Source organism: Pseudomonas sp. GW821-FHT02H09, from assembly GCF_059421425.1.
This window is the reverse complement of the sequence record NZ_JBWKVA010000006.1, coordinates 23,465-46,999: the sequence shown is the minus strand read 5'-3', so window position 1 is coordinate 46,999 and position 23,535 is coordinate 23,465. Positions and strand designations below refer to the sequence as shown.

The 23,535-nt window shown below is 56.9% G+C and carries 18 protein-coding genes; 11 read left to right on the top strand and 7 right to left on the bottom strand.

All coding sequences use genetic code 11. The features are described 5' to 3' along the window. The first annotated feature begins 396 nt into the window (after positions 1-396). Positions 397-1,815, top strand: a complete 1,419-nt coding sequence (locus AC07VR_RS09530; protein WP_495011111.1) for an amino acid permease — start codon at positions 397-399, stop codon at positions 1,813-1,815. A 71-nt stretch (positions 1,816-1,886) separates the two neighbouring features. Here the strand turns inward: AC07VR_RS09530 and AC07VR_RS09525 are convergent, their stop codons facing one another. Beyond that, positions 1,887-3,011: an OpgC family protein gene (locus AC07VR_RS09525; protein WP_495011110.1), complete on the bottom strand. Its 1,125-nt coding sequence runs from the start codon at positions 3,009-3,011 to the stop codon at positions 1,887-1,889. A 422-nt stretch (positions 3,012-3,433) separates the two neighbouring features. Here AC07VR_RS09525 and AC07VR_RS09520 point away from each other — a divergent pair, with 422 nt between their 5' ends. The 4 genes from AC07VR_RS09520 to AC07VR_RS09505 all read left to right on the top strand — a co-directional run bounded on the left by AC07VR_RS09520 (position 3,434) and on the right by AC07VR_RS09505 (position 7,905). Beyond that, positions 3,434-3,814 (top strand): GtrA family protein, encoded by a 381-nt coding sequence (locus AC07VR_RS09520; protein ID WP_494992144.1) that lies wholly within the window; start codon positions 3,434-3,436, stop codon positions 3,812-3,814. Continuing rightward, the gene (locus AC07VR_RS09515; RefSeq protein WP_494991966.1) at positions 3,811-4,752 is read left to right on the top strand and encodes a glycosyltransferase family 2 protein; all 942 of its coding nucleotides are present in this window, start codon (positions 3,811-3,813) and stop codon (positions 4,750-4,752) included. Before AC07VR_RS09520 ends, AC07VR_RS09515 begins: the two co-directional genes overlap by 4 nt. Positions 4,753-4,792: 40 nt before the next feature. After that, entirely contained in the window at positions 4,793-6,277 is a 1,485-nt protein-coding gene (locus tag AC07VR_RS09510; RefSeq protein WP_495011109.1) for a glucosyltransferase domain-containing protein, read from the top strand. Positions 6,278-6,360: 83 nt separating this feature from the next. Further along, complete coding sequence (locus AC07VR_RS09505; protein WP_495011108.1) at positions 6,361-7,905, top strand: glycosyltransferase family 39 protein; 1,545 nt, start codon at positions 6,361-6,363, stop codon at positions 7,903-7,905. Between the two features lie 151 nt (positions 7,906-8,056). On the opposite strand, the gene AC07VR_RS09500 is transcribed toward AC07VR_RS09505, so the two are convergent. Then, on the bottom strand, positions 8,057-8,857 hold the full coding sequence (locus AC07VR_RS09500) for a helix-turn-helix transcriptional regulator (protein WP_494991969.1): 801 nt from the start codon (positions 8,855-8,857) through the stop codon (positions 8,057-8,059). A 127-nt stretch (positions 8,858-8,984) separates the two neighbouring features. Here AC07VR_RS09500 and AC07VR_RS09495 point away from each other — a divergent pair, with 127 nt between their 5' ends. Then, the gene (locus tag AC07VR_RS09495) at positions 8,985-9,806 is read left to right on the top strand and encodes a carbon-nitrogen hydrolase family protein (RefSeq protein ID WP_494991970.1); all 822 of its coding nucleotides are present in this window, start codon (positions 8,985-8,987) and stop codon (positions 9,804-9,806) included. Positions 9,807-9,995: 189 nt separating this feature from the next. Then, entirely contained in the window at positions 9,996-11,321 is a 1,326-nt protein-coding gene (locus tag AC07VR_RS09490; RefSeq protein ID WP_495011107.1) for an APC family permease, read from the top strand. A gap of 37 nt (positions 11,322-11,358) precedes the next feature. On the opposite strand, the gene AC07VR_RS09485 is transcribed toward AC07VR_RS09490, so the two are convergent. Genes AC07VR_RS09485 through AC07VR_RS09465 form a run of 5 tightly spaced genes read right to left on the bottom strand, consistent with a single transcriptional unit; the run spans position 11,359 to position 19,767 of the window. Beyond that, positions 11,359-12,765, bottom strand: coding sequence for an ATP-binding protein (locus AC07VR_RS09485; protein WP_495011106.1), 1,407 nt, complete (start codon positions 12,763-12,765; stop codon positions 11,359-11,361). Next, positions 12,762-14,573, bottom strand: a complete 1,812-nt coding sequence (locus tag AC07VR_RS09480) for a DAHL domain-containing sensor histidine kinase (protein ID WP_495011105.1) — start codon at positions 14,571-14,573, stop codon at positions 12,762-12,764. Before AC07VR_RS09480 ends, AC07VR_RS09485 begins: the two co-directional genes overlap by 4 nt. After that, complete coding sequence (locus AC07VR_RS09475) at positions 14,570-15,529, bottom strand: cytochrome-c peroxidase (protein WP_495011104.1); 960 nt, start codon at positions 15,527-15,529, stop codon at positions 14,570-14,572. Before AC07VR_RS09475 ends, AC07VR_RS09480 begins: the two co-directional genes overlap by 4 nt. A 60-nt stretch (positions 15,530-15,589) precedes the next feature. Next, positions 15,590-17,464 carry a GGDEF/EAL domain-containing response regulator gene (locus AC07VR_RS09470; RefSeq protein WP_495011103.1) on the bottom strand — a complete coding sequence of 625 codons (1,875 nt, stop codon included), beginning with the start codon at positions 17,462-17,464 and terminating at the stop codon, positions 15,590-15,592. After that, positions 17,461-19,767 (bottom strand): GGDEF/EAL domain-containing response regulator, encoded by a 2,307-nt coding sequence (locus AC07VR_RS09465; protein WP_495011102.1) that lies wholly within the window; start codon positions 19,765-19,767, stop codon positions 17,461-17,463. Before AC07VR_RS09465 ends, AC07VR_RS09470 begins: the two co-directional genes overlap by 4 nt. A 265-nt stretch (positions 19,768-20,032) precedes the next feature. Between AC07VR_RS09465 and nosR the strand changes: the two genes are divergently transcribed. The 4 genes from nosR to AC07VR_RS09445 all read left to right on the top strand — a co-directional run bounded on the left by nosR (position 20,033) and on the right by AC07VR_RS09445 (position 23,239). Then, positions 20,033-21,388: a response regulator c-di-GMP phosphodiesterase, NosR family gene (nosR, locus tag AC07VR_RS09460; RefSeq protein ID WP_495011101.1), complete on the top strand. Its 1,356-nt coding sequence runs from the start codon at positions 20,033-20,035 to the stop codon at positions 21,386-21,388. Positions 21,389-21,591: 203 nt separating this feature from the next. Beyond that, on the top strand, positions 21,592-22,029 hold the full coding sequence (locus AC07VR_RS09455) for an NUDIX hydrolase (protein WP_494991978.1): 438 nt from the start codon (positions 21,592-21,594) through the stop codon (positions 22,027-22,029). A gap of 25 nt (positions 22,030-22,054) precedes the next feature. Beyond that, positions 22,055-22,693 carry a LysE family translocator gene (locus AC07VR_RS09450; RefSeq protein ID WP_495011100.1) on the top strand — a complete coding sequence of 213 codons (639 nt, stop codon included), beginning with the start codon at positions 22,055-22,057 and terminating at the stop codon, positions 22,691-22,693. A gap of 42 nt (positions 22,694-22,735) precedes the next feature. After that, positions 22,736-23,239 (top strand): GNAT family N-acetyltransferase, encoded by a 504-nt coding sequence (locus AC07VR_RS09445; RefSeq protein WP_495011099.1) that lies wholly within the window; start codon positions 22,736-22,738, stop codon positions 23,237-23,239. Positions 23,240-23,535: the final 296 nt, after the last annotated feature.

Below are 23,535 nucleotides of genomic sequence, written 5' to 3'. Positions count from 1 at the left end.
CCACAGGGGGGAGCACTTGGCTTGATAGGTCATGCCCCTGGAAGCATCTGAATAGAGCCATCGCTCAGGTAAATACGGCGTAGGTAGGGGGCATTGCGATGCACCATTTCTGTGCAATACTCGATGCCGTTTTGCAGACGCGATGAGGCCCGAAACCCAGGTAATGCCCCCTCCGTTCAAGCGGCTTATACCGCGAGTTCTCGCTGAATCCAGTCGTTTATATAGTGAAAAGCCCTGATAAGAGCTTTTTATACTGCACGCCCGCTGATCTTGCAGGATTTGCCCTGCAAGACGTGCCAACCCACGAAGTTGGCCCGGTATCAGGAAGTACAGGCTTATCGGTCGGTATTTCGAATACCAGTGGTTCATATCCAATAACAAGACGAGGTTGTACCCATGCCAGTTGGCAATCATCTGCCCCACGGCGAGACCGCTCAGGGCGGCCCGCTCAAACGCGAACTCGGTGAACGGCATATTCGCTTGATGGCGCTTGGCGCCTGTATCGGTGTCGGTTTGTTCCTGGGTTCGGCCAAGGCTATCGAAATGGCCGGCCCGGCGATCATGCTGTCCTACATCATCGGCGGCCTGGCGATTCTGGTGATCATGCGCGCCCTCGGTGAGATGGCCGTGCATAACCCGGTAGCCGGCTCTTTCAGCCGCTACGCTCAAGACTACCTTGGCCCGTTGGCGGGTTTTCTCACTGGCTGGAATTACTGGTTCCTGTGGCTGGTGACCTGCGTCGCGGAAATCACAGCGGTCGCCGTTTACATGGGCATCTGGTTCCCCGATGTGCCGCGCTGGATCTGGGCGTTGGCGGCGTTGGTGAGCATGGGCTCGATCAACCTGATCGCGGTCAAGGCCTTCGGTGAATTCGAGTTCTGGTTTGCCCTGATCAAAATCGTCACGATTATCGCGATGGTCGTCGGCGGCATCGGTGTGATTGCTTTCGGTTTCGGCAACGACGGCGTGGCGCTGGGGATTTCCAACTTGTGGAACCATGGCGGTTTCATGCCTAACGGCATCCAGGGTGTGTTGATGTCCCTGCAAATGGTGATGTTCGCCTACCTGGGCGTCGAGATGATCGGCCTGACCGCCGGTGAAGCGAAGAACCCGCAGAAGACTATTCCGAATGCAATCGGCTCGGTGTTCTGGCGCATCCTGCTGTTCTACGTCGGCGCGCTGTTGGTGATCCTGTCGATTTACCCGTGGAATGAAATCGGCACTCAAGGCAGCCCGTTTGTGATGACCTTTGAGCGTCTGGGGATCAAGACTGCTGCCGGTATCATCAACTTCGTGGTGATCACTGCGGCGCTGTCCTCCTGCAACGGCGGCATCTTCAGCACCGGTCGCATGCTCTACAGCCTGGCCCAGAATGGCCAGGCCCCGGCAGTCTTTGCCAAGACGAGCAACGGTGTGCCACGTCGCGCGTTGCTGCTGTCGATCGGTGCTTTGCTGCTGGGCGTGTTACTCAACTATCTGGTGCCTGAGAAGGTCTTCGTCTGGGTTACCGCGATTGCCACCTTCGGCGCAATCTGGACCTGGGTGATGATCCTGCTGGCACAGCTCAAGTTCCGTAAAGGCCTGAGCCCGGCTGAACGTGCGGGTCTCAAATACCGCATGTGGCTGTACCCGGTAAGTTCGTACCTGGCGCTGGCGTTCCTGGTGCTGGTGGTGGGCCTGATGGCTTACTTCCCGGATACTCGCATCGCCCTGTATGTCGGCCCGGCGTTTCTGGTGCTGCTGACGGTGCTGTTCTACGTGTTCAAGCTGCAACCGGCCAATGCGCTGCAGGGTGCGGTGCGTTCGGCGTCGTAATTGGTAGATTGAGAAAAGCAAAAGCCCCGGCCGAGTGATCGGGGCTTTTTGTTTTTCAAGATCTTTTGACGTTAAGCCGCTACGACCTGTACCGGGCGGTTCAAGCGCTTGTTCAAATCCAGCCACGCCGCCAGCACGGCCATCAATCCCACCCCCAGCACGGCGCTGAATACCTGCATCGCCAAGGTATCTCCGGCCAGGGCGTTGAGCATGTCCGCCAGCGGCGCGAGCAGCACGCCTAAACAAAATACCTCCAGCGAATAACGACCCATGCGGCAGCTTTGCTGCGCCAACCAGTTTTGTGTCCAGCCGCTGCTTGGCAACAGCTTTGCGGTGACGTAGGCGAGGGCCAGGAAGTGCAGCAGACGCGTCGGCGAAAGGTTGGTCTTGCTGATCGGGTAGAGCCATTCACCGAGCATTTTTGGCATGAAGGCGTCATGCACGGTCGGCCATTTCCACGAGAGTGCGATCAACCCTGTGATCAGCAGATAGATCGCCGCTGCGACAAACAACGGCTGGCGAGGCAAGGAACGGTTTTGCGGCATGGCTGGCCGCTGTCCGTGAATTGCCGTTGCACCACCGAGGATAAACAGCAGTTGCCAGGCCATCGGATTGAAGAACCACACGCCGCCGTCCGTAGCCGCCAGGTTCCACTGGAACCACGGCGCCAGCAGATACACTGCCACCGATAGCAGCACCACGTATTCAGCCTTGTGCAACAGCATTGGCAAAACCAGCGGCAAGCCGAGCAACAACAGGATGTACAGCGGCAGCGGGTCCATCAGGTTCGGTTTGAAGCGCAGCAACAGCTCATCGACCAATGCTTGCTGCGGATTGCTCAGGAAATACTGGAGACCCATTTCCTGCACCAGATCGCGGGTTTGCACATGGCTGTTGGCGAAAAATACGATGCCCATCAGCAGCGCCAGCAGGAAGATATGCACCACGTACAGCACCCAGGCGCGTCGCAGGATCTTCACACCGGCGATCAGATAACCATCGCGCTGGACGATCCTGCCGTAGGCCAGTACCGCTGCATAACCTGCCAGAAACACGAAGATTTCCGCCGCGTCGCTGAAACCGAAATTGCGCACGGTGAAATGGGCAAGCGGACTTTGCGGCACGTGATCCCAGAAAATGAAGATCAGCGCCAGGCCGCGAAAGAAATCTATGCGAGGGTCGCGTCCGTTAAGCATCACAGCGGGCTCTTGAGCGAATATTAAGCAAGGAGTGGCGGACAAAACAAAAGATTGCGTGCCGCACATCGGCGGCGCGCAGGGTGGCGTGGTTCGCCGGCAATTGCAAAGGATGGGTATTACTGGATGTCTCAGACGCAGGAACGCAGGGGGCTGTCAGTGATCTGTTAATTAAAACGAGTCGGTAGAATGGCGTTTTGTCCACTGGTCTAATTGCGGGTCTGAAAGTAGACAAGTGGGCACAGGGTGCCTAGCGTGGAGTACAGACCGCTCTTGTCTGAAAGCCGCAGCAGTGTTCGCAAAGAACGGTGCGTACGTCATATCTCCTGGAGCAGGAAGGTGTCGTTCGGTGAGTCGTGGATTGACCACTCAAGTCAATGGAACAGGTGCCAGCAGGTTAATCGGAAATAAACGCCATGGCCATGGATGTAAAGCCTGTGTTTCACGGCTTTTACAGATTCGTCTCAGTCGGTCTTCTTAATACGTTGATTCACTGGTCGACGTTTTTTGTTCTACACGCGCTCATGGGCTTTCGTCAGGCGCCAAGTAACCTCGCGGCCTTTTGTGTGGCAGTTTCATTTTCCTTTTATGCCAATGCGCGATACACCTTCAAACTAAAAGCCACTGCTTCGCGCTATCTGCTGTTTGTCGGGTTTATGGGCGTGTTGAGTCTTGGCGTGGGTTATGCGGGGGACCGATTACAGCTGCCGGGGTTGATCACCCTGGTTGTCTTTTCCGCCATCAGTCTGGTGTGCGGTTTCTTTTACTCGAAATTCTTCGTTTTCCAGGAGCGTGAGACGTGAAAGTTTCGCTGATCGTTCCAGTGTTCAATGAGGAACAGGCGATTAACCTGTTTTATAACGCTGTCCGCCAGCAATTGTCGCTCGATGAGTGCGAGGTCGAGATCGTTTTTGTAAACGACGGCAGTTCGGACCAGACCGCCGAGCAGGCCAAAGCCCTCGCGTTGGCCGATGACAATGTGTTGGTCATCAATTTCTCGCGCAACTTTGGCAAGGAGCCGGCGTTGTTTGCCGGGCTTGAGTACGCCACAGGGGACGCTGTGATTCCGATGGATGTCGATCTGCAGGACCCGATCAATGTAATTCCTCAGTTGATCCAGGAGTGGAAGAACGGGGCCGATGTGGTTCTCGCCAAACGTCATGGTCGCGCCGCCGACGGTTATCTGAAACGGCATAGCGCGGCACTGTTTTACCACCTGCTAAACAGGATCGCCTACACCAGGATCGAAGAAAACGTGGGTGATTTCCGGCTGATGGACCGCAAGGTCGTGAATGTGATCCGCACGCTTCCGGAACACCAGCTATTCATGAAGGGCGTCCTGTCGTGGGCGGGATTCAATACCGTGGTCATCGAGTATGAGCGGGCCGAGCGAGTGGCGGGAACGAGCAAGTTCAACGGTTGGAAACTGTGGAACCTGGCACTGGAGGGTATTACTTCTTTCAGTACTGTGCCGTTGCGGTTGTGGACTTATATCGGTACCGGGATTTCCTTGTTTGCGATCCTTTACGCGATTTATATGGTGCTGGATAAAATTTTCTTTGGTAACAGTGTGCCTGGCTACCCTTCGTTGATGACCGCTATTCTGTTTCTGGGCGGTGTGCAGCTTATTGGTATCGGCATACTCGGTGAGTATGTCGGCAGAATTTATATTGAAGCGAAGCATCGGCCCAGATACGTGGTGAAGGATGTCATAGGCGGCAAAAACAGGCCCGGGCTATAAAAAATCCAGTGAAGTTCAGGGCTGAGAAAGGAGCGCTGAAATGAGTGTGGTCAGTTTTTTGGACAAGAAACTGGATGGGCGTGAAGTACGGGTGTTTTTTTTGATCAGCGCTTTCATTTACATATTTCCTCTGGTTCTGACAGATTACTATTATATTGACGATAACTGGCGGTCATTGGCTGCCGGAACAGCCTGGGCAGGTCAGGGGCGGTTATGGGCTGATCTGTTTTACAATGCGTTGACGTTTTCGTCGGGCGCGCCAAATATTTTCCCATTACCACTTTTAATTGCAACGTTCGCAATGGCCCACGCCTTGACGAGCCTGACGATGCACTACTACAAAAAAATCACCGTTTCATGTTGCTTTGTGCTGTTACCCCTTTGGTATAACCCGTTTTTCCTGCAGAACCTGTCTTATCAATACGATGGACCTGCCATGACGTTAAGTCTGGTCGCCATTATTTATGCGATGACCTTTCGGGCGAAGTCTGCGGTGCTGCAAGTTGTGGTGCCCGGCATACTGATAGCAACGGGGATAGGGCTTTATCAGTTGAGTATTAATGTATTTCTGGGACTTTGCTGTGTCGAACTGATCAGGGCTGTCAATGACGAAGTGTCATGGGGTTCGTTATGTTCGTTGGTTAAGTGGAAAATTGCACAGTTGATGGTGGGCGGGGTTGTTTATTACGTGGTAGCTTATCCATTTATTATTCAGGAGCGCTTGCCACTGCTGGAATGGAGTATTAATGGATTTCTCCAGGTTGAAACCAGTCTCGGTGTCCTGGCAAACAAAGTTGCTCTGCTTTTTCATGGAGGGAATTTCTGGTTGCTTTGGGCTGTGCTGCTTTGTGCCGGAGCCGGGACAATACGGGTCGGGTTCACCATAGTTAAACGGAAAGAGAGTGTTCTGAAAAAAATAATACTGAGTTTGATCTGTCTCCTGACCCTGCCTGTTCTGCTGTTGCTTGTTCCGGGTGCCACGCTGGTTTTCAGGGATTTCAATGAGGGCGCAAGAACCTTGATGGGCTTTGCCGTATTGCTGGTGTTTTTGTTTTATTTGAGTCATCTGGTGCTGGAGGCTATTGATCCGCGACTGAGCGTTCTACTGGCGGTACCTCTGCTAAGCATGCTTTCTCTGTCCTATGCGTATGGACGCGTTCTGAATGTGCAGAAAGAATTCGCCACCAGTGCACTGTTTTCGCTTGAGCATGACATCGCGTCCAATCAGCGCCTGCGAGAAGCCAAGCGAATATATATGTCGGTTAATTATTCCGATCACTGGCTGTCGGGTGCGACAGGCTCTTTTGAGTTGATGCCGGTGCTGGCTTATATTTTAAATGTGGACTTTTTCATGTTGTCCGAAAATTTGCCCAGGGTAGGCATCACTAATGTGGTCACCGAAGGAGAACGGCGAAATGCGACGCGGGTAGGTTATAGAGGCTATCCAGCGGTGGTGGATAGCAAGTTCTATAACATCTACTTGGTGGGCGACTATGGATTCATTGTCATGAAAGAACCACCATGAATCGAAAAGTTCATATGTAAATAGCGCTAGGCGCAATAGTGCGTCAAATGAACGAGCCTTTCTGAAAAGGATTGTTTAACGCGATGAGACTTTATTCCGTTGATCGAGCAAACCCTCGGCAGCTGTTCGTCGACGGCCTTGGCCTGGTCGCTATAGTCACACTCGCGTTGATTGTGCGCTTCCACGGTATTAGTGTGCCGGTCATCTGGTACGACGAAGCGTACAGCCTGCTGCTAAGCGAAAAGTCTCCCAGGCTGATCTGGTTCAATACTGCGCGGGACGTTCATCCACCTCTCTATTATCTCCTGCTGCATTACTGGATGAGATTGTTTGGAAACAGCGTCGTGTCTGTACGAGGTCTGAGTGCGCTGGTCGATGTGGGAACACTGTTGCTCTGCATGAAACTGATGAGTCTGGTTGCAACCCGCAGAGCAACCTGGATGGCAGCCTTGCTGCTGGCGTTGCTGCCGATCTCGGTTCGCTACAGCCAGGAAGTTCGAATGTACACGATGGTGGGTTTTTGGCTCATGGGCGCAACCGTGGCTTTTGTGTGTTGGGTCAAAACACCGCAGCACATACGTTATCCGGTTATTTACGTGTTGCTGATGACGTCCGCGTTTTATACGAATTACTTCGCGGCTCTTTGCGCATTGGTTCATTGGCTTTACTGGTGGAGGGGGCAAATCGCTGGTCGTGGCACGGCGCTACCCGCCCGGGCATGGGGACTGGCTAATGGTGCAATTGTCTTGCTCTATTTACCTTGGCTGCCCCATTTCATTGATCAACTGCTACATATAGGCGGGCTCGGATGGATACCGCCTGTCACCTGGCAGACATTGTTGGGCGCTGTAGCGCAATTCACCGTGATGAAGGATGCTGCGGATGGCTCGGTGTTGTGGGCAATAGTCCTGTCAGCGTTAGTCGTTTTGGCGGCGGCAATGGTGGTCCTGAAGGATCGCAACGATCGAAGGTTCAGTCTGTTGCTGGTCGGTTATTTTTTTGTGCCGGTACTCACTGTCTTTCTGATGTCCTTGGTCGTTCCAGTGTTTGTCGCCAGGTACCTGGTGTTTGCGGCCGTCGGATTGCCCCTCATCGCAGCGGTTGCGCTGGATGCATTGGCCGAACGACGAGCGGTCATCGCGTTTATTGCCATGGTTGTTTTTGTCATGGGGGAAATACAGGGGCTGCTGATTGTCTATGAGCAAACGGATGGGCTGAACGGGACATCCGTTCGCAAAGTGGCCAGGCTGGACACTGTGGCGGCCGGTATCAATCGCCAGGCTCGTCCAGATGACGAGATCGTGGTCGACGGTTTGTACTGGTATTTACCGTTCATGTACTACAACACTACGGGCATCCAGCCGAGGCTGTACGTTTCCAGATCGTCATCCGGTGAGTCCCGAGGACCTTACAATTACGGTGGATGGGTGCTCATCCCCCAACGTCTGGACTGGATTTTTTTCAACGATGTTTCCGCATTGAAACTGAGTGCCAGCAGAGTCTGGTGGGTGACGGGAAAACCCCAGCCCGAAGATGTCGTGACATTTCCAATGGAGTGGAAACAGACGTTGACGATCAAGGGCGGGGAGGTCGAAGCCCGTCTTTTTATCCTTGGAAGCGGGCGCTGACGTGACTGTCAATCGCCCCCTTGTAGGAGCGAGCTTGCTCCGGGCGGCGTTCCGACGATGGACTCAAGGGCGACGCGTTTATTCAGAAAACATGCGTTATCGTTAACGTCCATCGCGAGCAATCGAGCGTCGACCGGCTGCTCCTACAGTGTCAGGCACTTTGCGCCTGGAGAAATATCGAGAACAGCTCGGACTGGGACTTGATCCCCAGCTTGCTGTACATGTGTTTCTTATGGACCTTCACGGTTTCGACGGAGATTTCCAGTTTGCGGGCGATTTCCTTGCTTGAGCAGCCGCTGAGCATCAAACGCCCGACATCCAGCTCGCGGGCTGTCAGTTGCGCGCCCTTGAGCTGCTGCACCGAAGCTTCCAGCTGAATCCGCCAGTCGCCCTGTGGCGCGGTTTGTGGTGCCACCAGCACTTCGTTGATTTCATAGGGTAAGCGCTGGCGCAACAGGCCAAGCACCCAGGGCTGGATCAGCGACAACAGGGCGATCTGCTCGGGGCTGAAGCATTGCCGGGAGCCCAGCGACAGGCACAACGTCCGGTCGCCATCGAGCTGGCAATTGAACTGGATTTCATCGGCCACCACATTCAGACGAAAGTAGCGCTGGTAATACTCGGTCAGTTCGAAGTGCTCTGGCGCGACTTCGGCCAGGCGATAGAGACCCGTTTGGGATTGCTCGCGGCTGGCGATGTAGAACGGGTCGAGCAGGTACAGGCCCTTGAGGTAATCCTGAAACAATTGATCGGGGCTGCCGTCCTCGCCCGGGCATTCGGCGAACACTTGCGGGCGCTGAGCATTGCTGAAAAGCAGCGCGACCCAGCTGTCGAAGGCCACGTACTGATCGAGCAGGCGCACCAGTTGCGTCCAGAAGTTGGGTTTGTCGAGGGTATCGATCATTTGCCCGACCGAGCGGTGCCAGGCGATGTCTTCAAGCGTGAGCGTCATATGTCTACCCCTATCGGGTTACCCCAGCCGCGTAATTCCCCCGGCTGCTTGCAGCTGCGCATACTGAACGCAGATCCAGTGGCCGGGCAACATTCTGCCAGTCCGGCGAATAGAACAAGGAAAACCCATGAAGGTCGAATTAGCCCAATTGGCGGGCCGTGACAACGGCACAGCTTACAACCTTGAGCGAGCCTTGGTGGCGATTGCTGCCTGCGCCGTCGATACGCAGTTGATTGTGTTCCCGGAAACCCACTTGATGGGCTTCCCGTCTGCCGAGACCGTGGCCCGGATCGCCGAGCCGCTGGACGGTCCGACCGTCACTGCCGTGCTGCAGGCCGCGCGTGAGCGCAATATCGCTGTGGTGATCGGCGTCGCGGAGAACGATCACGGGCATTTCTACAACACCACCTTGCTGATCACGCCTGAAGGCATCGCCCTGAAGTACCGCAAGACCCACCTCTGGGCCTCGGATCGAGGGGTGTTCAGTGCCGGTGATCGTTACGCGACCTGCCAGTGGAACGGTGTGCGGGTGGGCTTACTGATCTGCTACGACATCGAATTCCCGGAAACCGCCCGTGCGTTGGCGCAGCTGGGGGCTGAGCTGCTGATTGTCACCAACGGCAACATGGACCCCTACGGTCTGACCCACCGCACCGCGATCATGGCTCGCGCCCAGGAAAACCAGGCGTTTGCGCTGATGGTCAACCGGGTGGAAGAGGGTGATGGCGGGCTGCTGTTTGCCGGTGGCAGTGCGCTGGTGGATCCGTTCGGCAGCCTGTTGTTCGAGGCTGGACGGGAAGAAGGGACATTCGCTGTTGAGCTGGATGTGAGTCGGCTGGCGGCAGCGCGGCGCGATTATCGGTACCTGGATGACCAGCGGCTCAGGTTGCCTGGTGAGGTGATTGAGCATGCTGATGGGCTGCGGGAGTTGATGATTCCTGCGGCATAGATCGTTCCCACGCTCTGCGTGGGAATGCAACCCGTGACGCTTCGCGTCACAGAAGCGGACGCGGAGCGTCCTTAGAGGCGTTACCACGCGGAGCGTGGGAACGATCAATACCCAATAACAACAAGCAACACCTGCTGTTTTCGCCGAACTCGGCTCTGCCATAAATCTAATAAATCGGAGTAGTCGCTCATGGCTCGTTTGCAACGCACCCTGTCGTTAGGGTCGGTGGTGCTGTTTGGCATCGCTTATATGACGCCGATCATCGTTCTCGGCACCTTTGGCATTCTCGCGCAATCCACCGCCGGCATGGTCCCGGCCGCGTATCTGGCGGCGCTGGTGGCGATGTTCTTTACCGCCATGAGCTACGGGCGAATGGCTGCAGCGTTCCCGGTTGCGGGGTCCGCTTACAGCTATGTGCGCAAAGCCATCAGCCCCAAACTCGGTTTCATCGCTGGCTGGGCGGTGTTGCTCGATTACCTGTTCCTGCCGATGGCAATCTGGTTGATCGGTGCGGCATACCTGAGCTCGGCATTCCCGGCGGTGCCGCAGTGGATCTGGGTGTTGGCGTTCATTGGGATCACCAGTGCGATCAACATCGTCGGCCTGAAACTGGCCAACGGTATCAACGCCTTGCTGATGGTGGTGCAGTTTCTGGTGTTGGTGGCATTCGTCGCGCTGTGCATCCATTACATCGGTGGTGACGCCAGCAAACCGTTGTGGACGGTCGCACCGTTCTTCAGCGGCGACATGCAGATGCCGCTGGTCATGAGCGGGGCGGCTATCGCCTGTTACTCGTTCCTCGGTTTCGATGCGGTCAGCACGCTCACTGAAGAAACCCGTGAGCCTCGTCGCACCATCCCCCGGGCGATCATGTTGATCACTCTCATCGGCGGGCTGATTTTTGTCGGCGTGTCGTACTTCGTGCAGATCGCACATCCGTCGTTTCAGTTCGACAACGCCGACTCGGCGGCCTATGAGATTGCCCGCAACGTTGGCGGTGATCTGTTCGTTTCGATCTTTCTGATCGGTCTGATCGTCGGCCAGTTCGCTTCGGGCCTGGCGGCGCAGGCCAGCGGTTCGCGTCTGCTGTTCGCCATGGGGCGTGACGGTGTATTGCCCAAATCCTTTTTCGGCGCCTTGCATGAGCGCTTCGACACACCGGTCAACAGCATCCTGCTCTGTGCCGTGGTGGCTTTGCTGGCATTGAAACTGGACGTGACGACCTCCACCTCGTTCATCAACTTCGGTGCGTTTCTGGCGTTCAGTCTGGTGAATCTGTCGGTGATCTTTCACTACTGGATCGGTGGCGACAAACGCGGCCCGCGCGAGTTGCTGCTGTTTCTGATTTTTCCGTTGATCGGGCTGGTAGCGGACTTGTGGCTGATGGTCAGTCTCGATCATCTGGCGATTTATCTGGGGGGGAGTTGGCTGGCGATTGGTTTCGTGTATCTGGGGGTGCTCACCGGCGGTTTCCGTCGCCAGCCACCGGAGATGGATTTCCAGGAAGCGGCGTAAGCTGTCTGATACACCGCGATGCTTTTGAACGGTTCATTCAATCGTTCAAAAGCATCTGTCGGACCGGCAATTGAACCCGAAACGTTGTCCCCACACCGACTTCACTGCGCACTGAAATATCCCCGCGATGCTTTTTCACAATACCGTAGGACAGTGACAGGCCTAGCCCGGTCCCTTGTCCTATCGGTTTGGTGGTGAAGAAAGGATCGAAGATTTTCTGCAAACTCTCCGGCGCAATGCCTGAGCCAGTATCGGCGACCTCCAGCCAGACGGATTCCCCTTCAATGCCGTTGCGCAGCGTGATCGTGCCCCGTTCAGGCCCCATGGACTGAGCGGCGTTGACGATCAGGTTCATGATCACCTGATTGATCTGTGATGGCAGGCATTCGATCTCGGGGAGATCTTGATACTCCTTGACCACGTCGGCCTTGTACTTGAGTTCGTTGGCGACGATGTTCAGGGTCGAGTCGATGCCATGCTGCAGATTTGCCCATTGCCACTGCTGGCTGGCGTCCACCCGGGAGAAGTCCTTCAAGTCTTTGACGATTTGTCCAACCCGGCCAATACCTTCCTTGGACTCCTTGATCAGCAATGGAATGTCTTCCATGAGGAAGTCCAGTTCGATCCGCTCACGCAGGCTTTTCAGGCGTTCAAGACGCTCGTTTGAACCGATGGCTTCTTCGGCACTGCGATAAGCGTCGAGCATTTCCTGCAAATGGTTGAAGTAGCCGCTCAGCGTGCCGAGGTTGGAGGAAATGAAACCGATGGGGTTGTTGATTTCATGGGCGACACCGGCCGCCATTTGGCCAAGGGAGGCCAGTTTCTCCGATTGCACCAACTGGTCTTCCAATTGTTTACGCTCATCGGTTTCCCGTTGCAGGGCGTCGCTGGCCATTTTGAATTCCTGAGTCCATTGCTCGACCATCTGTTCCAGATGGCTCATCTGCATCTGCGCTCGCTCGGTCATTTCCCATTTGGTGGTGAGGATATTGGCCATCTGCTGAACTTCGATATTGTCGAAGGGCTTTTTCAGGATCAACAGCCGGTCGTGGGCCAGCAGCCGGTCGAGCAGTTCTTCCCAGGAATAGTCGGAATAGGCGGTGCAGACCACCACTTGCAGGCGCGGATCTTCTTTCCACAAATGTTCGATGGTTTGCGCACCATCCCAGCCCTCGGGCATGCGCATATCGACGAAGGCCAGTGAGTAAGGCCGATCGTTTTTCAAGGCTTCGCAGAGTTTGCTCAGACCTTCCTGACCTCCATAGGCCGAATCCAGTTCGAACGCGGTGCTCGAGCGCTTGACCTCGCTGCCGAACAGCGCGGCTTCCATCAGCTCCAGATCGGCGTTTTGCTGCGCCTGCGGGCTGAGGATCTTGCGAAAGTCCTCATGGATCGAAGGTGTGTCATCGATCAGCAGGATGCGTCGGTTCGACAGGTTGTTCATGCTTGACCTGCTACGGTTTTCAAAGGGATTTGCAAGGTGAACAGCGCACCCTTGCCCGGCCCGTCGCTATGGGCGGTGAGGTGGCCGTTCATCTCGATGGCGGCCAGGGCGCAGCTGTGCAGGCCGAAGCCGTGACCCTCCTTGCGGGTGGTGAAACCGTGGGCAAAGATCCGTGTCATGTTTTCGGGTGCGATCCCCTCGCCTTCATCCTTGACGCTGACCTGCAACGTTTCATCGTTGACGACCCTCACCCCCAGGGTCATTTGCCGAGGCCGGTCACTGAGGTCGGACATCGCGTATTTGGCGTTGCTGATCAGGTTGATCAGAATCAACAGCAGCCGGTGTTTATCGCCCATCACCTGTGGCACATCGCTGTAGTCCTTGATCACCGTTACATGGTGCCGGGTCAGGGCGCCGGAGTTCATGCGCAGGGCGTCTTCGAGCAGGTCACTGACCTGCAGCGGTTCCACCAGGCTGGAGGCACCGGCGTAGGACTGTTGGGTCGAGACGATGTCTTTGATGTGATCGACGCTTTTGCTCAACTGGGTCAATTCGTCGGTGATGCTTTTTTGCTCGATGGCGATGGCGTCGACCAACTGGTTCAGGTATCCCGGCAGCAGCTTGCCTTTTTCGTCCCGGGTGATGAATTCGCCGAGGTCGTGCGAGTGTTCGTTGATCAAATGCATGGCCTTGCCCAACCCGAGCGCCTTGCTGGTGCGCAGTTTGCGGGTGACCAGGTCAGCAGAGATATTCACGCTGTTGAGCACATTACCGACGTTATGCAGCACATTGGTCGCAATCTCCGCCATTCCGGCCTGGCGCGCCGTATGCAGTAATTCGCTCTGGGTGTCTTTGAGCTCACGTGTGCGCTTTTCTACCCGTTGTTCGAGCTCCTCGTTGGCCGATTGCAGGTCCTTGTTGACGCGATTGATCACCGCGAAACTACGCAACAGCCGAATCGCCAGGTACAGCAGCAAGACGACCAGCAGGGTCGAGAACAGCAGCATGTAGAAGTGGTATTTGCGGTCGCTGATGTCGTTCTGTTGCTCGTCTTTGTTGAGCAGGTTGGTGATGTCATCCAGGCGCTCAGCCACAGGGATCGCGGCGATATTATCCAGCAAGGAGTTGACCACCGGCTGTTCGCGCAGGATCAGCGCGATGTGGTTGCCCAGAATTTCCACCGGGCCGTGGAACGCCACCGGTAGACGCTCCCGGTCCACCGACAGTTTGTTCAGGCCGACCTGGATATCGGCAGCTTTGTCATCGGAGGTGACCTGGGCGAATTCAAGGCTGCTGAGCAACAAGTCGTAGGTGTCGGCGGCAAAGTTTTGCAGCCGCAGCTTGTCACTGTCCGGGAAGCGGGCGAGCTGGCCCTGAATATCGTCCTCGGCGGTCGGCAGAAACGCCAGGGAGTTACGCAACACGGCGTTGTGCGATTTGAACCGCTCCACCAGCCGGGTTTTTTCCTTGATCGCGTTCAGGTAGGCGTCATGACTGGCTTGCCATAACACTGAGTCATTGCGGCCATGGCTGGACTCCATCATGTCGAACCTGTCCCAAAGGCGGGTCATTTCGGTCAGCGGCGAAACCAGTGGATCGTAGTTGTGGGTGATGGCGACTCTGGCCTTGAGCACCTCGGTTTCCCACTGCGCGTTCAACTGTTTTATCTGTGCGATCAGATCCCGTGATTCGGTATAGGTCGTGGTTTGATCGGAGCTGGACTTGAGGTACAGGAACAGCAGAATCGAGGCGAGCAGCAGGGACATACCAGTGAGCAACACCAGGCTGAGGCTGCGGGACATTTTCATAACGGCTTGCCTTCCCATTCACCGGTCAGGGTTTTGAGGAATTTGATGATCAAGGTCTTGTCCTGCTCGGAAGGGACGCGCCCCAGCTGGTACTTGAACATCACGTCCACCGCGTCTTCGAGTGTCCTGGCCGACGCGTCGTGAAAGTACGGGGCGGTAACCGCGACATTACGCAGACTGGGAACCTTGAAGACATTGCGGTCCTCTTCATCCTTGGTCACCAGGTAACGTCCCAGATCGGACTCGGTCGGGTTGCCCCGGGCCTGGAAGTAGTCGCCCATCACACCGAACTTCTGGAACATGTTGCCGCCAATGTTTACGCCCTGATGGCAGGCGATGCAGCCGTAATCCTTGAAACGCTGGTAACCGTACTTTTCATCGAGGGTCAGAATGTCGGTGTTGCCCAGCAGGTATTGGTCGAAGCGAGAGCGGCTGCTCAACAGGGTGCGTTCGTAGGTCGCCAGAGCATTCTGCACATTAGCGACTGTCACGCCGTCGGGGTAAGCCGCACTGAAGGTCGAGTGGTAGGCCGGGTCGGCGGAAAGTGTTTCGACCACGTTCTTCCAGTTGCTGCCCATTTCGGTGGGGCTTTGCACGACGCTGTGGGCCTGCGCTTCCAGGGTATCGGCCCGACCGTTCCAGAACTGTCTGAAATTCAGGCTGGCATTCAACACGCTAGGGGTGTTGACCGCCAACGGCTTGCCGTCGAAGCCGAGGGAAAACGGCTTGTCATCGGCACCGCCTTTTTCCAGGTGATGACAGCTGGCACAGGACAGGCTGTTATTGACCGATAACCGTGTTTCGTTGAACAGCCGGCGGCCCAGCTCTACGCGTTGGGGATCCTGGTGAGGGACCGGCGGCAGTGGTTTTAGCGGCTCGTCGAGTGGTTCGGCACTGGCTGTCAGGCAAACCCCAATCAACAGGGCGCCGATCAGGTTGGGACGGTATGGCGACATCTGATGATTCCTTGGCCGGGTACCTGAGTGTCGTTAAACCTGAAGGGGCAAAGCGTTGATCTATTCGTCCGGTGGTGCAGGTTGCGCATCGGCCTTGAGCAACTGGGCAAACGCCAGAGGTTCTACCGCTTTGCTGAAGTAATAGCCCTGACCTTCCTCACAGTGATGGGTCTTGAGGAAGTCCAGTTGCTCAAGGGTTTCCACACCTTCGGCGATGATGTTCAGGTTGAGGCTTTTGCCCAGGCTGATGATGGCGCTGACCAGCGCTGCGTCATTGCTGTCGTTGCTCAGGCCGCGAACGAAGGACTGGTCTATTTTCAAGACATCGATGGGAAAGCGCCGCAGATAACTCAGACTCGAGTAACCGGTGCCGAAATCATCGATGGCCAGCCGGACTCCCAGCGCCTTGATGGACCGCAGGGTTGCCACGGTGGCGTCGACGTTTTGCATCAGTACGCTTTCGGTGATCTCAAGTTCGAGCAGCGTCGGATCGAGACCGGTTTGTTCGAGTATCTGCACTATGCCGTCGACATAACCGCGCTGACGAAAATCGATGGCGGAAACGTTCACCGAGATGCTGATCGGCGGCAGCCCGGCCGCCTGCCAGGTGCAGGCTTGACGGCAGGCCTCGGCCAACACCCATTTGCTCAGCGGGACAATCAGGCCGCTGTCTTCGGCAACCGAAATGAAGTCCGATGGGTAGACCCAGCCGTGCCCGGGTTTGAACCAGCGAATCAGCGCTTCGGCGCCCACCACTTTGCCGGATCTGAGGTCGAGTTTGGGCTGGTAGTGCAGGACGAACTCCTTGCGTTCCAGGGCCAGGCGGATGCCGGACTCGATACTTTGCTGTTCACGGGCGCGCTGATTCATGTCGTCGATGAAAAATCCGAAATCGTTAGGCGCGTTTTCCTTGATGTTGCGCATGGCGGTTTCGGCTTTCTTGATCAGCACCAGGGCATCGAAGCCATCTTCGGGATAAATGCTGATACCCAGGCTGGCGGTCACGCTCAGGTCATGACCGGCAATGTGCTGAGGGGTACTCACAGCGCTCAAGAGTTTCTCGGCGATGCCTTTGGTCTGCTGGGGATGATGGACATCGGCGAGGATCACCACGAACTCGTCGGAACCGTAGCGAAATACCGAATCGGACTCACGCACGGTCGCTGCCAGGCTGCGGGCAACCCGTTTGAGCATTTCATCGCCAATCGGATGCCCAAGGGCGTTGTTGATACGCTTGAAGCGATCCAGGCCCAGGAACATCACCGCCAGTTGCTTGTCATGGCGCCTGGAGAGCGCCAGGGATTGGGTCAGCCGGTCACCGAGCAGGGTGCTGTTGGGCAGTTCGGTGAGCACGTCGTACTGCAACAGATGAGAGACTTTCAACAGCTCATGGACGCGGTCTTCGATGGTTCGCTCCAGGCTGAGCATTTTTAGCGCCGCATCCTGAGCCATCTGCCATTTCCAGGTCAGCGCACTGGCCATCTGGCGTATTACCAGGCTGTCGAAGGGTTTTTTCAGTACCAGTAACTGGTCGCTGAACTCCAGGCGCTCGGCCATGGCTTCCCAGGAATAGTCGGAGTGGGCGGTGCACAGCGCGATCTGCAGGTTAGGGTCGGTCTTCCATAGATGTTCGATGGTTTCCAGTCCGTCCCAGCCGGTTGGCATGCGCATGTCGGTGAACGCCATGGCGTAAGGCCGGCCCTCGGCCAAGGCGCGCGTGACCAGCTCCAGAGCTTCCTGGCCCCGATAGGCCGAGTCGACCTCGAAGGTCGGGCGTACAGGCTGAGCAGTGCCGAACAGGGTCTCTTCGGTGCCGGCCAGGGGCTGTTCACCCGCAGGTACAGGACTGAGGATCTTGCGAAAGTCCTCATGGATCGACGGTGTGTCGTCAATGATCAGAATGCGCCGGTTGGTAATGGCTAACGATGGCTTCATCTCGCGGCCTCCGGTGGTCGGTGCGAGTCTTCGACCGCAAGGGTTGCGGCGTCGGCAGGGGGCGTCGGCACGATGCTGCCGTTCATCAACAGTTGCGCGGCCTGCTGGCTGCTGACCGCTTTACTGAAGTAGTAACCCTGAGCATTCATCGGCGAGCCGGTAGAGATCAGGGAGGTTCGTTGCTCTTGGGTTTCCACCCCTTCGGCGATGATGCCGATGCCGACTTCGCGGGCGAAATTGATGATGGCACGCAGGGTCGTCGCACTGGCCGGATCCCGCGTGGCGCTGTCGATAAACGCCTGGGCAATCTTCAGGTGGTTGACCTGGTACGTCTTGAGGTAGTCGAACGAGGAATATTCGGTGCCGAAATCGTCGATGGCGATTTTCACTCCTAGCTCTCGCAGGCGCGGCAGCACATCATTGTGGGTCCATTTGGTCTGGGCCAGGGTCGCTTCGGTGACGTCGAACCGCAGATCCCAAGGGCACAGGGTCCAGCGGGCGGTGGTCCGCAGGACGTCATAGATCAGGTCCGGGCCGCTCTTGAGCTGGGCCAGAGAGAGCTTGATCGCAATCACTGGTGGCGCCATGCCCTGGTCGCGCCATAGGCGCATTTGCTGGCAGGCCTGATCCAGAAGCCAATGCCCAAGGGCAATGATGGTCCCGGTTTTTTCCGCCGCCGGGAGGAATACATCGGCCTCCAGCAGCCCGCGCTCGGGGTGGTTCCAGCGCACCTGGGCTTCCATACCGAGGATTTTCCCCGAACTCAGATCGACTTCAGGCAAATAGTGCAGTTCGAGCTCGCCTTGTTCGATGGCCGTTTTCAAGTCATTGGCCAGGGTAATCCGGTCGACCACCTCCTGATTGATCTCCTCTGAGTGGAAGTGGTACTGGTTGCGGCCCTCCTCCTTTGAACGGTACAGCGCCATATCGGCCTGGATCAGCAAGTTATCGGCGCTCGCGCTGTCTGGTGTGTAGGTGCTGATACCGATGCTGACCGACACCCGAACATCGTTGCCATCCAGCGAGTGGGGCAGAACCAGCGCATCACGGACCTTCGCCGCCAGGGCCGCAGAATGGGTCGGGTCGCCCACGTCCAGCTGCAATATCGCGAACTCGTCGCCGCCCAGGCGCGCTACTACATCGTTTTCGCGTACGCAGGCCTTGATGCGCCTGGAGACTTCTTGCAGCAATAGATCACCCACCGGGTGGCCGAGGGTGTCGTTGATCCGCTTGAAGTGATCCAGATCCAGATAGAACATCGCAAAGGGTGCAGCGCCGCGTCGGGCCGCGGCAAAGGCCTGGTGCAGGCGCTCGATCAGTGTGGCGCGGTTGACCAGACCGGTCAGCCCGTCGGTACGCGCCAGCAGGAAGATCTTCTCTTCGGCCACCTTGCGCTCGGTGATGTCGATGATGATGCCTTCGACTTCCAGCAACCGACCTTCGTTATCGCGCACCGGGATATAGCGGTTTTCGACCCAGCGCCAGGCACCGCCGCCGGTGCGCATGCGGAACTCGATGGATGCGCCTGCGGCGTGGCGGTCCAGCACCCGGGCCATGGCGGCGTCGACTTTCTCCTGATCGTCGACGTGAATCAGCTCCTTGGCCCAATTCGCCGACGCGACCAGTTGGGCCGCGACGTGACCGAACTTGGTGATGTTGTGGGAGATATACATCAGCGGGAACGACGGCTCACCGCGCAGGCGATAAAGGATGGTCGGACTGTTCTGCACAATGATATTGGCGTCGGACAGTTCCCGGGTGCGCTCCTCGACTGCCTGTTCCAGCAGGTTCATTTTCATTGAGGCGTTTTCGGTCATCTGCCATTTGACCGTCAGTGCACTGGCCATCTGGCGAATTTCGATGGCATCGAAGGGTTTTTTCAGGATCAGCAGCCGGTCACCCAAGTCAAGACGCTCGGTGATGTCCTCCCACGAGTAGTCGGAATACGCGGTGCAGAGTGCGATTTGCAGCCTGGGGTCGGCCTGCCAGAGTCGCTCGATGGTTTCCAGCCCATCCCAACCGGGCGGCATGCGCATATCGATGAAGGCCATGGCGTACGGCAAGTCGTTGGCCAGCGCCGACTCCACCTTGTTCAGGGCTTCGAGGCCTTGAAACGCCGAATCGAGCAAAAAGCTCTGGAGGGAAGCGGCCACCGGGGAGCCGAACAGTGCCTCTTCGACGCTGTTCAGTGCGTCCTCATCAAGCGCTTGCGGGCTGAGGATCTTGTAAAAGTCCTGATGGATCGATGCGGTATCATCGACGATCAGGATTCGTCGGTTTACCGGCTCCTGCAACGCCTTCATTGGTATACACCAAGGAATACGGCCATTGTGCGCGTTGAATTCATATGGCATCCCTTCCTGTCGCGGGCTTATGCGGGAGCAGATATTGGATCCTATTTTCTTGAGCATAGTCCGGCTCCTTTGGGTTCGCCGGGCGCTTGAGCTCAAATTGCCATCGATTTAGCTGAAAATCGTCTAGCCTCTAGCTCAAACCCACGCAATAGCCGATGTTTACCTTTCATTTGCCCAAAGAATGAACGTCCCAGTGTTGAATTGAGGTACTGCCATGGATGAGCAATCTGCGATGGCTTCGGCCTACAGACCCAAGGTTCTGCTGGTCGATGATGAAGAGTCGATCCTCAACAGCCTGCGCCGTCTGCTGCGCAGCCAGCCTTACGACGTGGTATTGGCCAATAGTGGCGCTCAGGCCCTGGAGGTCATGGGGCAGCAACCGATCGATCTGGTGATGACCGATGCGCGCATGCCCAATATGGATGGCGCCACCTTGCTGATGGAAATTCATCGGCGTCACCCTTCGACCATGCGCATTTTGCTGACCGGTTATGCGGATCTGACGATGATCATCAAAGCGATCAACGAAGGGCAGATCCATCGGTACATCAGCAAACCCTGGAACGATGAGGAAATGCTGTTGACCTTGCGCCAATCCCTGGCCCATCAGCATTCCGAGCGCGAACGGCTGCGCCTGGTGCAGTTGACCTGGGAGCAGAACGAGCAATTGAAGTCGCTCAACACGACGCTGGAAAAGCGTGTCGCTGCACGCACTGCTGAACTGCAGCAAACGGCGGACATGCTCGACCTGGCCTACGAAGAGCTCAAACACAGCTATGTCACGGGTACCGAAGTGTTCTCGCTGTTGGCCAATCTGCGTTTACCGAAGGCCAAGCAAACCAACCGGCAGATCATCGAACTGGTGCGCGTCTACTGCAAATCCCATGGGCTGGATGAGGCCACCAGTCGCGACCTGACCATGGCCGCGGCCCTCTACAACATCGGTAAGTTGAGCTGGAGCGACAGCATGATGACGGCCCCCGCCGACTTGCTGCGCCACACCGAGCGTGAGCGTTACCGGGGGTATCCGAAACAGAGTGAGTCGCTGTTGATGACTCTGGACCCGATGAAGGATGCGGCCCGCTTGATTCTTCACCATCAGGAGCGTTGGGACGGCAGCGGTTTCCCCGATCACCTCAAGGGCGAGGCGATTCCTTTCGGTTCGCGGCTGCTGAAACTGGCGGTGGACTTTATCGAGTTGCAGCGCGGGCTGATCCTCGAGCGGCAGATGAACAGTGATGAAGCACTGGTATTCATCCGCAACTACGCCGGCAAGCTTTACGATCCGGAGCTGGTGGAAGATTTCGTTCAAGTCTGCGCAGCGTACCTGAGCGATGTCACTGTCGGTGATCCATCGGTCAAAGTGCTGAGCACCCGTGAACTGGCGCCCGGCATGGTGCTGGCACGCAACCTCAATGCCGACAATGGCATGCTCCTGCTCAATGCCGGCAAGCAGCTCAATGGGCCGCTGGTGGCGAAACTGATCGCCTTCGAAGCCATGGAGGGGGGCAAATACAGCATTTTTGTCAAAGTGCCGGAGGAGGTGGGGGGGTTGCAGCAGGTTGGTTAGACGTTGTTTGAGGTGAAGCGAGGTTGTGTGGGGGCGGGAAATCGTTGCCTGTCTCGAAACCCAGCTCTCTCCCTTTTGGGGAACGGACTGGCTGTCATGACCCGCTCGAAGTTCGAACGACTGCGATACCCGGCTCCTCAATTGCCGACAAACTGAAACTCATGGGATCCTTGCGCCTTTGCGTCCAAGGCCATTTCTCACCCATGACTCTTCCATCATCCGCAACATTTTCCTCCATCATCCGCATTGCCGCGGCGCTGTTGATTGGTCCGGACGGTCGAACCCTGCTGGTACGCAAGCGCGGCACTCAGGCGTTCATGCAGCCGGGCGGCAAGATCGAAGTTCATGAACAACCGGTGGCGGCGCTGGCGCGTGAGCTTGCAGAAGAACTCGGATTGCGTATCGATACGACGGCAGCCCGTTACCTGGGCAAGTTCTGCGCTCCAGCCGCCAACGAGCCGGGTTCTGTGGTGGAAGCCGAACTTTTCCAGTTGAACATCGCCTCTGATGTGACTGCGGCAGCGGAGATCGAAGAGGTGGTCTGGATCGATCCGGCCACCGACGGCGGTCTGGTGTTGGCGCCATTGACACGGGACCTGATCTTGCCGTTTTATCGGGCATCACAAACGACCCCAGCCTGATCTTCAACGGACAAAGGACTGCTCCATGATTCCCACTCAAGACTTATTGCTGTTCGCCGCTGCCGCACTGCTGATGGTGCTCACGCCAGGGCCGAACATGATCTACCTGATTTCCCGTTCGATCTGCCAGGGCCGCAAGGCCGGCGTGACTTCATTGCTGGGGGTGGTGGCGGGATTCTTCGTGCACCTGTTCGCGGCTGCGGCAGGTTTGACGGCGGTGTTTCTCGCCGTGCCGATGGCCTATGAAGTGCTGAAATGGGCTGGCGCGCTGTACCTGCTGTGGCTGGCCTGGCAGGCACTCAAACCGGGAGCGCGCTCGCCGTTCGAGGCCCAGCAACTGTCGCCGGATTCCTCAAGAAAACTGATCTTGATGGGCTTTCTCACCAGTGCCCTGAACCCGAAAATCGCGGTGTTCTACCTGTCGGTGTTTCCGCAGTTCATCAACCCCGAGCACGGCTCGGTGTTCAGCCAGAGCATCATTCTCGGCCTGACCCAGATCAGCGTGAGCTTTTTAGTCAACTTGCTGATCGCATTGTTTGCCTCCGGAATTGCAGCGTGGTTCGCCCACAACCCGCTGTGGCTGGCGGTGCAGCGCTACTTCATGGGCTTTGTGCTGGCCGCGCTCGCGGTGCGTTTGATGCTCGAACAACGTCGGACTGCCTGATAATCCACATGAGCCATTTTTCATTGCCGGTTTGAACGCGCCATGAGCATCCAACGCCTGAACCAACGACACGCCGTGCAGTATCGGGCGTTGATGCTTGAAGCCTACGGTCTGCATCCCGAGGCGTTTACCTCCAGCGTCGCCGAGCGCGCCACAATGCCATTGGCCTGGTGGGAGTCGCGCCTGACCAGCGATCTGGATCTGGTGCTCGGCGCGTTTGAAGGCGACAACCTGGTGGGCATCGTCGGTCTGGCCTTCGAACCGCAGGAAAAAGCCCGGCACAAGGCCACGCTGTTTGGCATGTATGTATCCGCTGCGTCTCGTCATATCGGGTTGGGCTACCAATTGGTACAAGCCGCACTCGCCGAGGCGCGAGCGCGTGAAGGGTTGAAACTGATTCAACTGACCGTCACCGCCGGCAATGACGCGGCGTTAACCCTGTACCAACGCTGCGGTTTCGTGCAGTTCGGGCTCGAGCCGTTGGCGGTGAGGGTGGGTGTGGAGTACTTCGACAAGATCCATATGTGGCGGGAGTTGGGGGTGTAACTACGTATGATCGTTCCCACGCTCCGCGTGGGAATGCCTCAATGGACGCTCCGCGTCCGCTTCTGCGGTGACGCAGAGCGTCACGGGCTGCATTCCCACGCAGAGCGTGGGAACGATCTGCGTGGGGTTGCGCGCAGCTCTTTAGCGCACCGCACTCACTCCATCCAGGGTCGAGAATGAGGTGTCTTTGGCCGTCAGCAAGGGGAGTTGGGGGTGTAGCTACGTATGATCGTTCCCACGCTCCGCGTGGGAATGCCTCAATGGACGCTCCGCGTCCGCTTCTGCGGTGACGCAGA

Bases quoted from the DNA above. Each gene is read 5' to 3' on its own strand.
- AC07VR_RS09480 (WP_495011105.1), bottom strand. From the start codon at position 14,573: ATGAAAATGTCCCGCAGCCTCAGCCTGGTGTTGCTCACTGGTATGTCC.
- AC07VR_RS09465 (WP_495011102.1), bottom strand. From the start codon at position 19,767: ATGAAGGCGTTGCAGGAGCCGGTAAACCGACGAATCCTGATCGTCGAT.
- AC07VR_RS09490 (WP_495011107.1), top strand. From the start codon at position 9,996: ATGGCTCGTTTGCAACGCACCCTGTCGTTAGGGTCGGTGGTGCTGTTT.
- AC07VR_RS09505 (WP_495011108.1), top strand. From the start codon at position 6,361: ATGAGACTTTATTCCGTTGATCGAGCAAACCCTCGGCAGCTGTTCGTC.
- AC07VR_RS09520 (WP_494992144.1), top strand. From the start codon at position 3,434: ATGGATGTAAAGCCTGTGTTTCACGGCTTTTACAGATTCGTCTCAGTC.
- AC07VR_RS09510 (WP_495011109.1), top strand. From the start codon at position 4,793: ATGAGTGTGGTCAGTTTTTTGGACAAGAAACTGGATGGGCGTGAAGTA.
- AC07VR_RS09450 (WP_495011100.1), top strand. From the start codon at position 22,055: ATGATTCCCACTCAAGACTTATTGCTGTTCGCCGCTGCCGCACTGCTG.
- AC07VR_RS09525 (WP_495011110.1), bottom strand. From the start codon at position 3,011: ATGCTTAACGGACGCGACCCTCGCATAGATTTCTTTCGCGGCCTGGCG.
- AC07VR_RS09485 (WP_495011106.1), bottom strand. From the start codon at position 12,765: ATGAACAACCTGTCGAACCGACGCATCCTGCTGATCGATGACACACCT.
- AC07VR_RS09455 (WP_494991978.1), top strand. From the start codon at position 21,592: ATGACTCTTCCATCATCCGCAACATTTTCCTCCATCATCCGCATTGCC.
- AC07VR_RS09500 (WP_494991969.1), bottom strand. From the start codon at position 8,857: ATGACGCTCACGCTTGAAGACATCGCCTGGCACCGCTCGGTCGGGCAA.
- AC07VR_RS09470 (WP_495011103.1), bottom strand. From the start codon at position 17,464: ATGAAGCCATCGTTAGCCATTACCAACCGGCGCATTCTGATCATTGAC.
- nosR (WP_495011101.1), top strand. From the start codon at position 20,033: ATGGATGAGCAATCTGCGATGGCTTCGGCCTACAGACCCAAGGTTCTG.
- AC07VR_RS09445 (WP_495011099.1), top strand. From the start codon at position 22,736: ATGAGCATCCAACGCCTGAACCAACGACACGCCGTGCAGTATCGGGCG.
- AC07VR_RS09475 (WP_495011104.1), bottom strand. From the start codon at position 15,529: ATGTCGCCATACCGTCCCAACCTGATCGGCGCCCTGTTGATTGGGGTT.
- AC07VR_RS09495 (WP_494991970.1), top strand. From the start codon at position 8,985: ATGAAGGTCGAATTAGCCCAATTGGCGGGCCGTGACAACGGCACAGCT.
- AC07VR_RS09530 (WP_495011111.1), top strand. From the start codon at position 397: ATGCCAGTTGGCAATCATCTGCCCCACGGCGAGACCGCTCAGGGCGGC.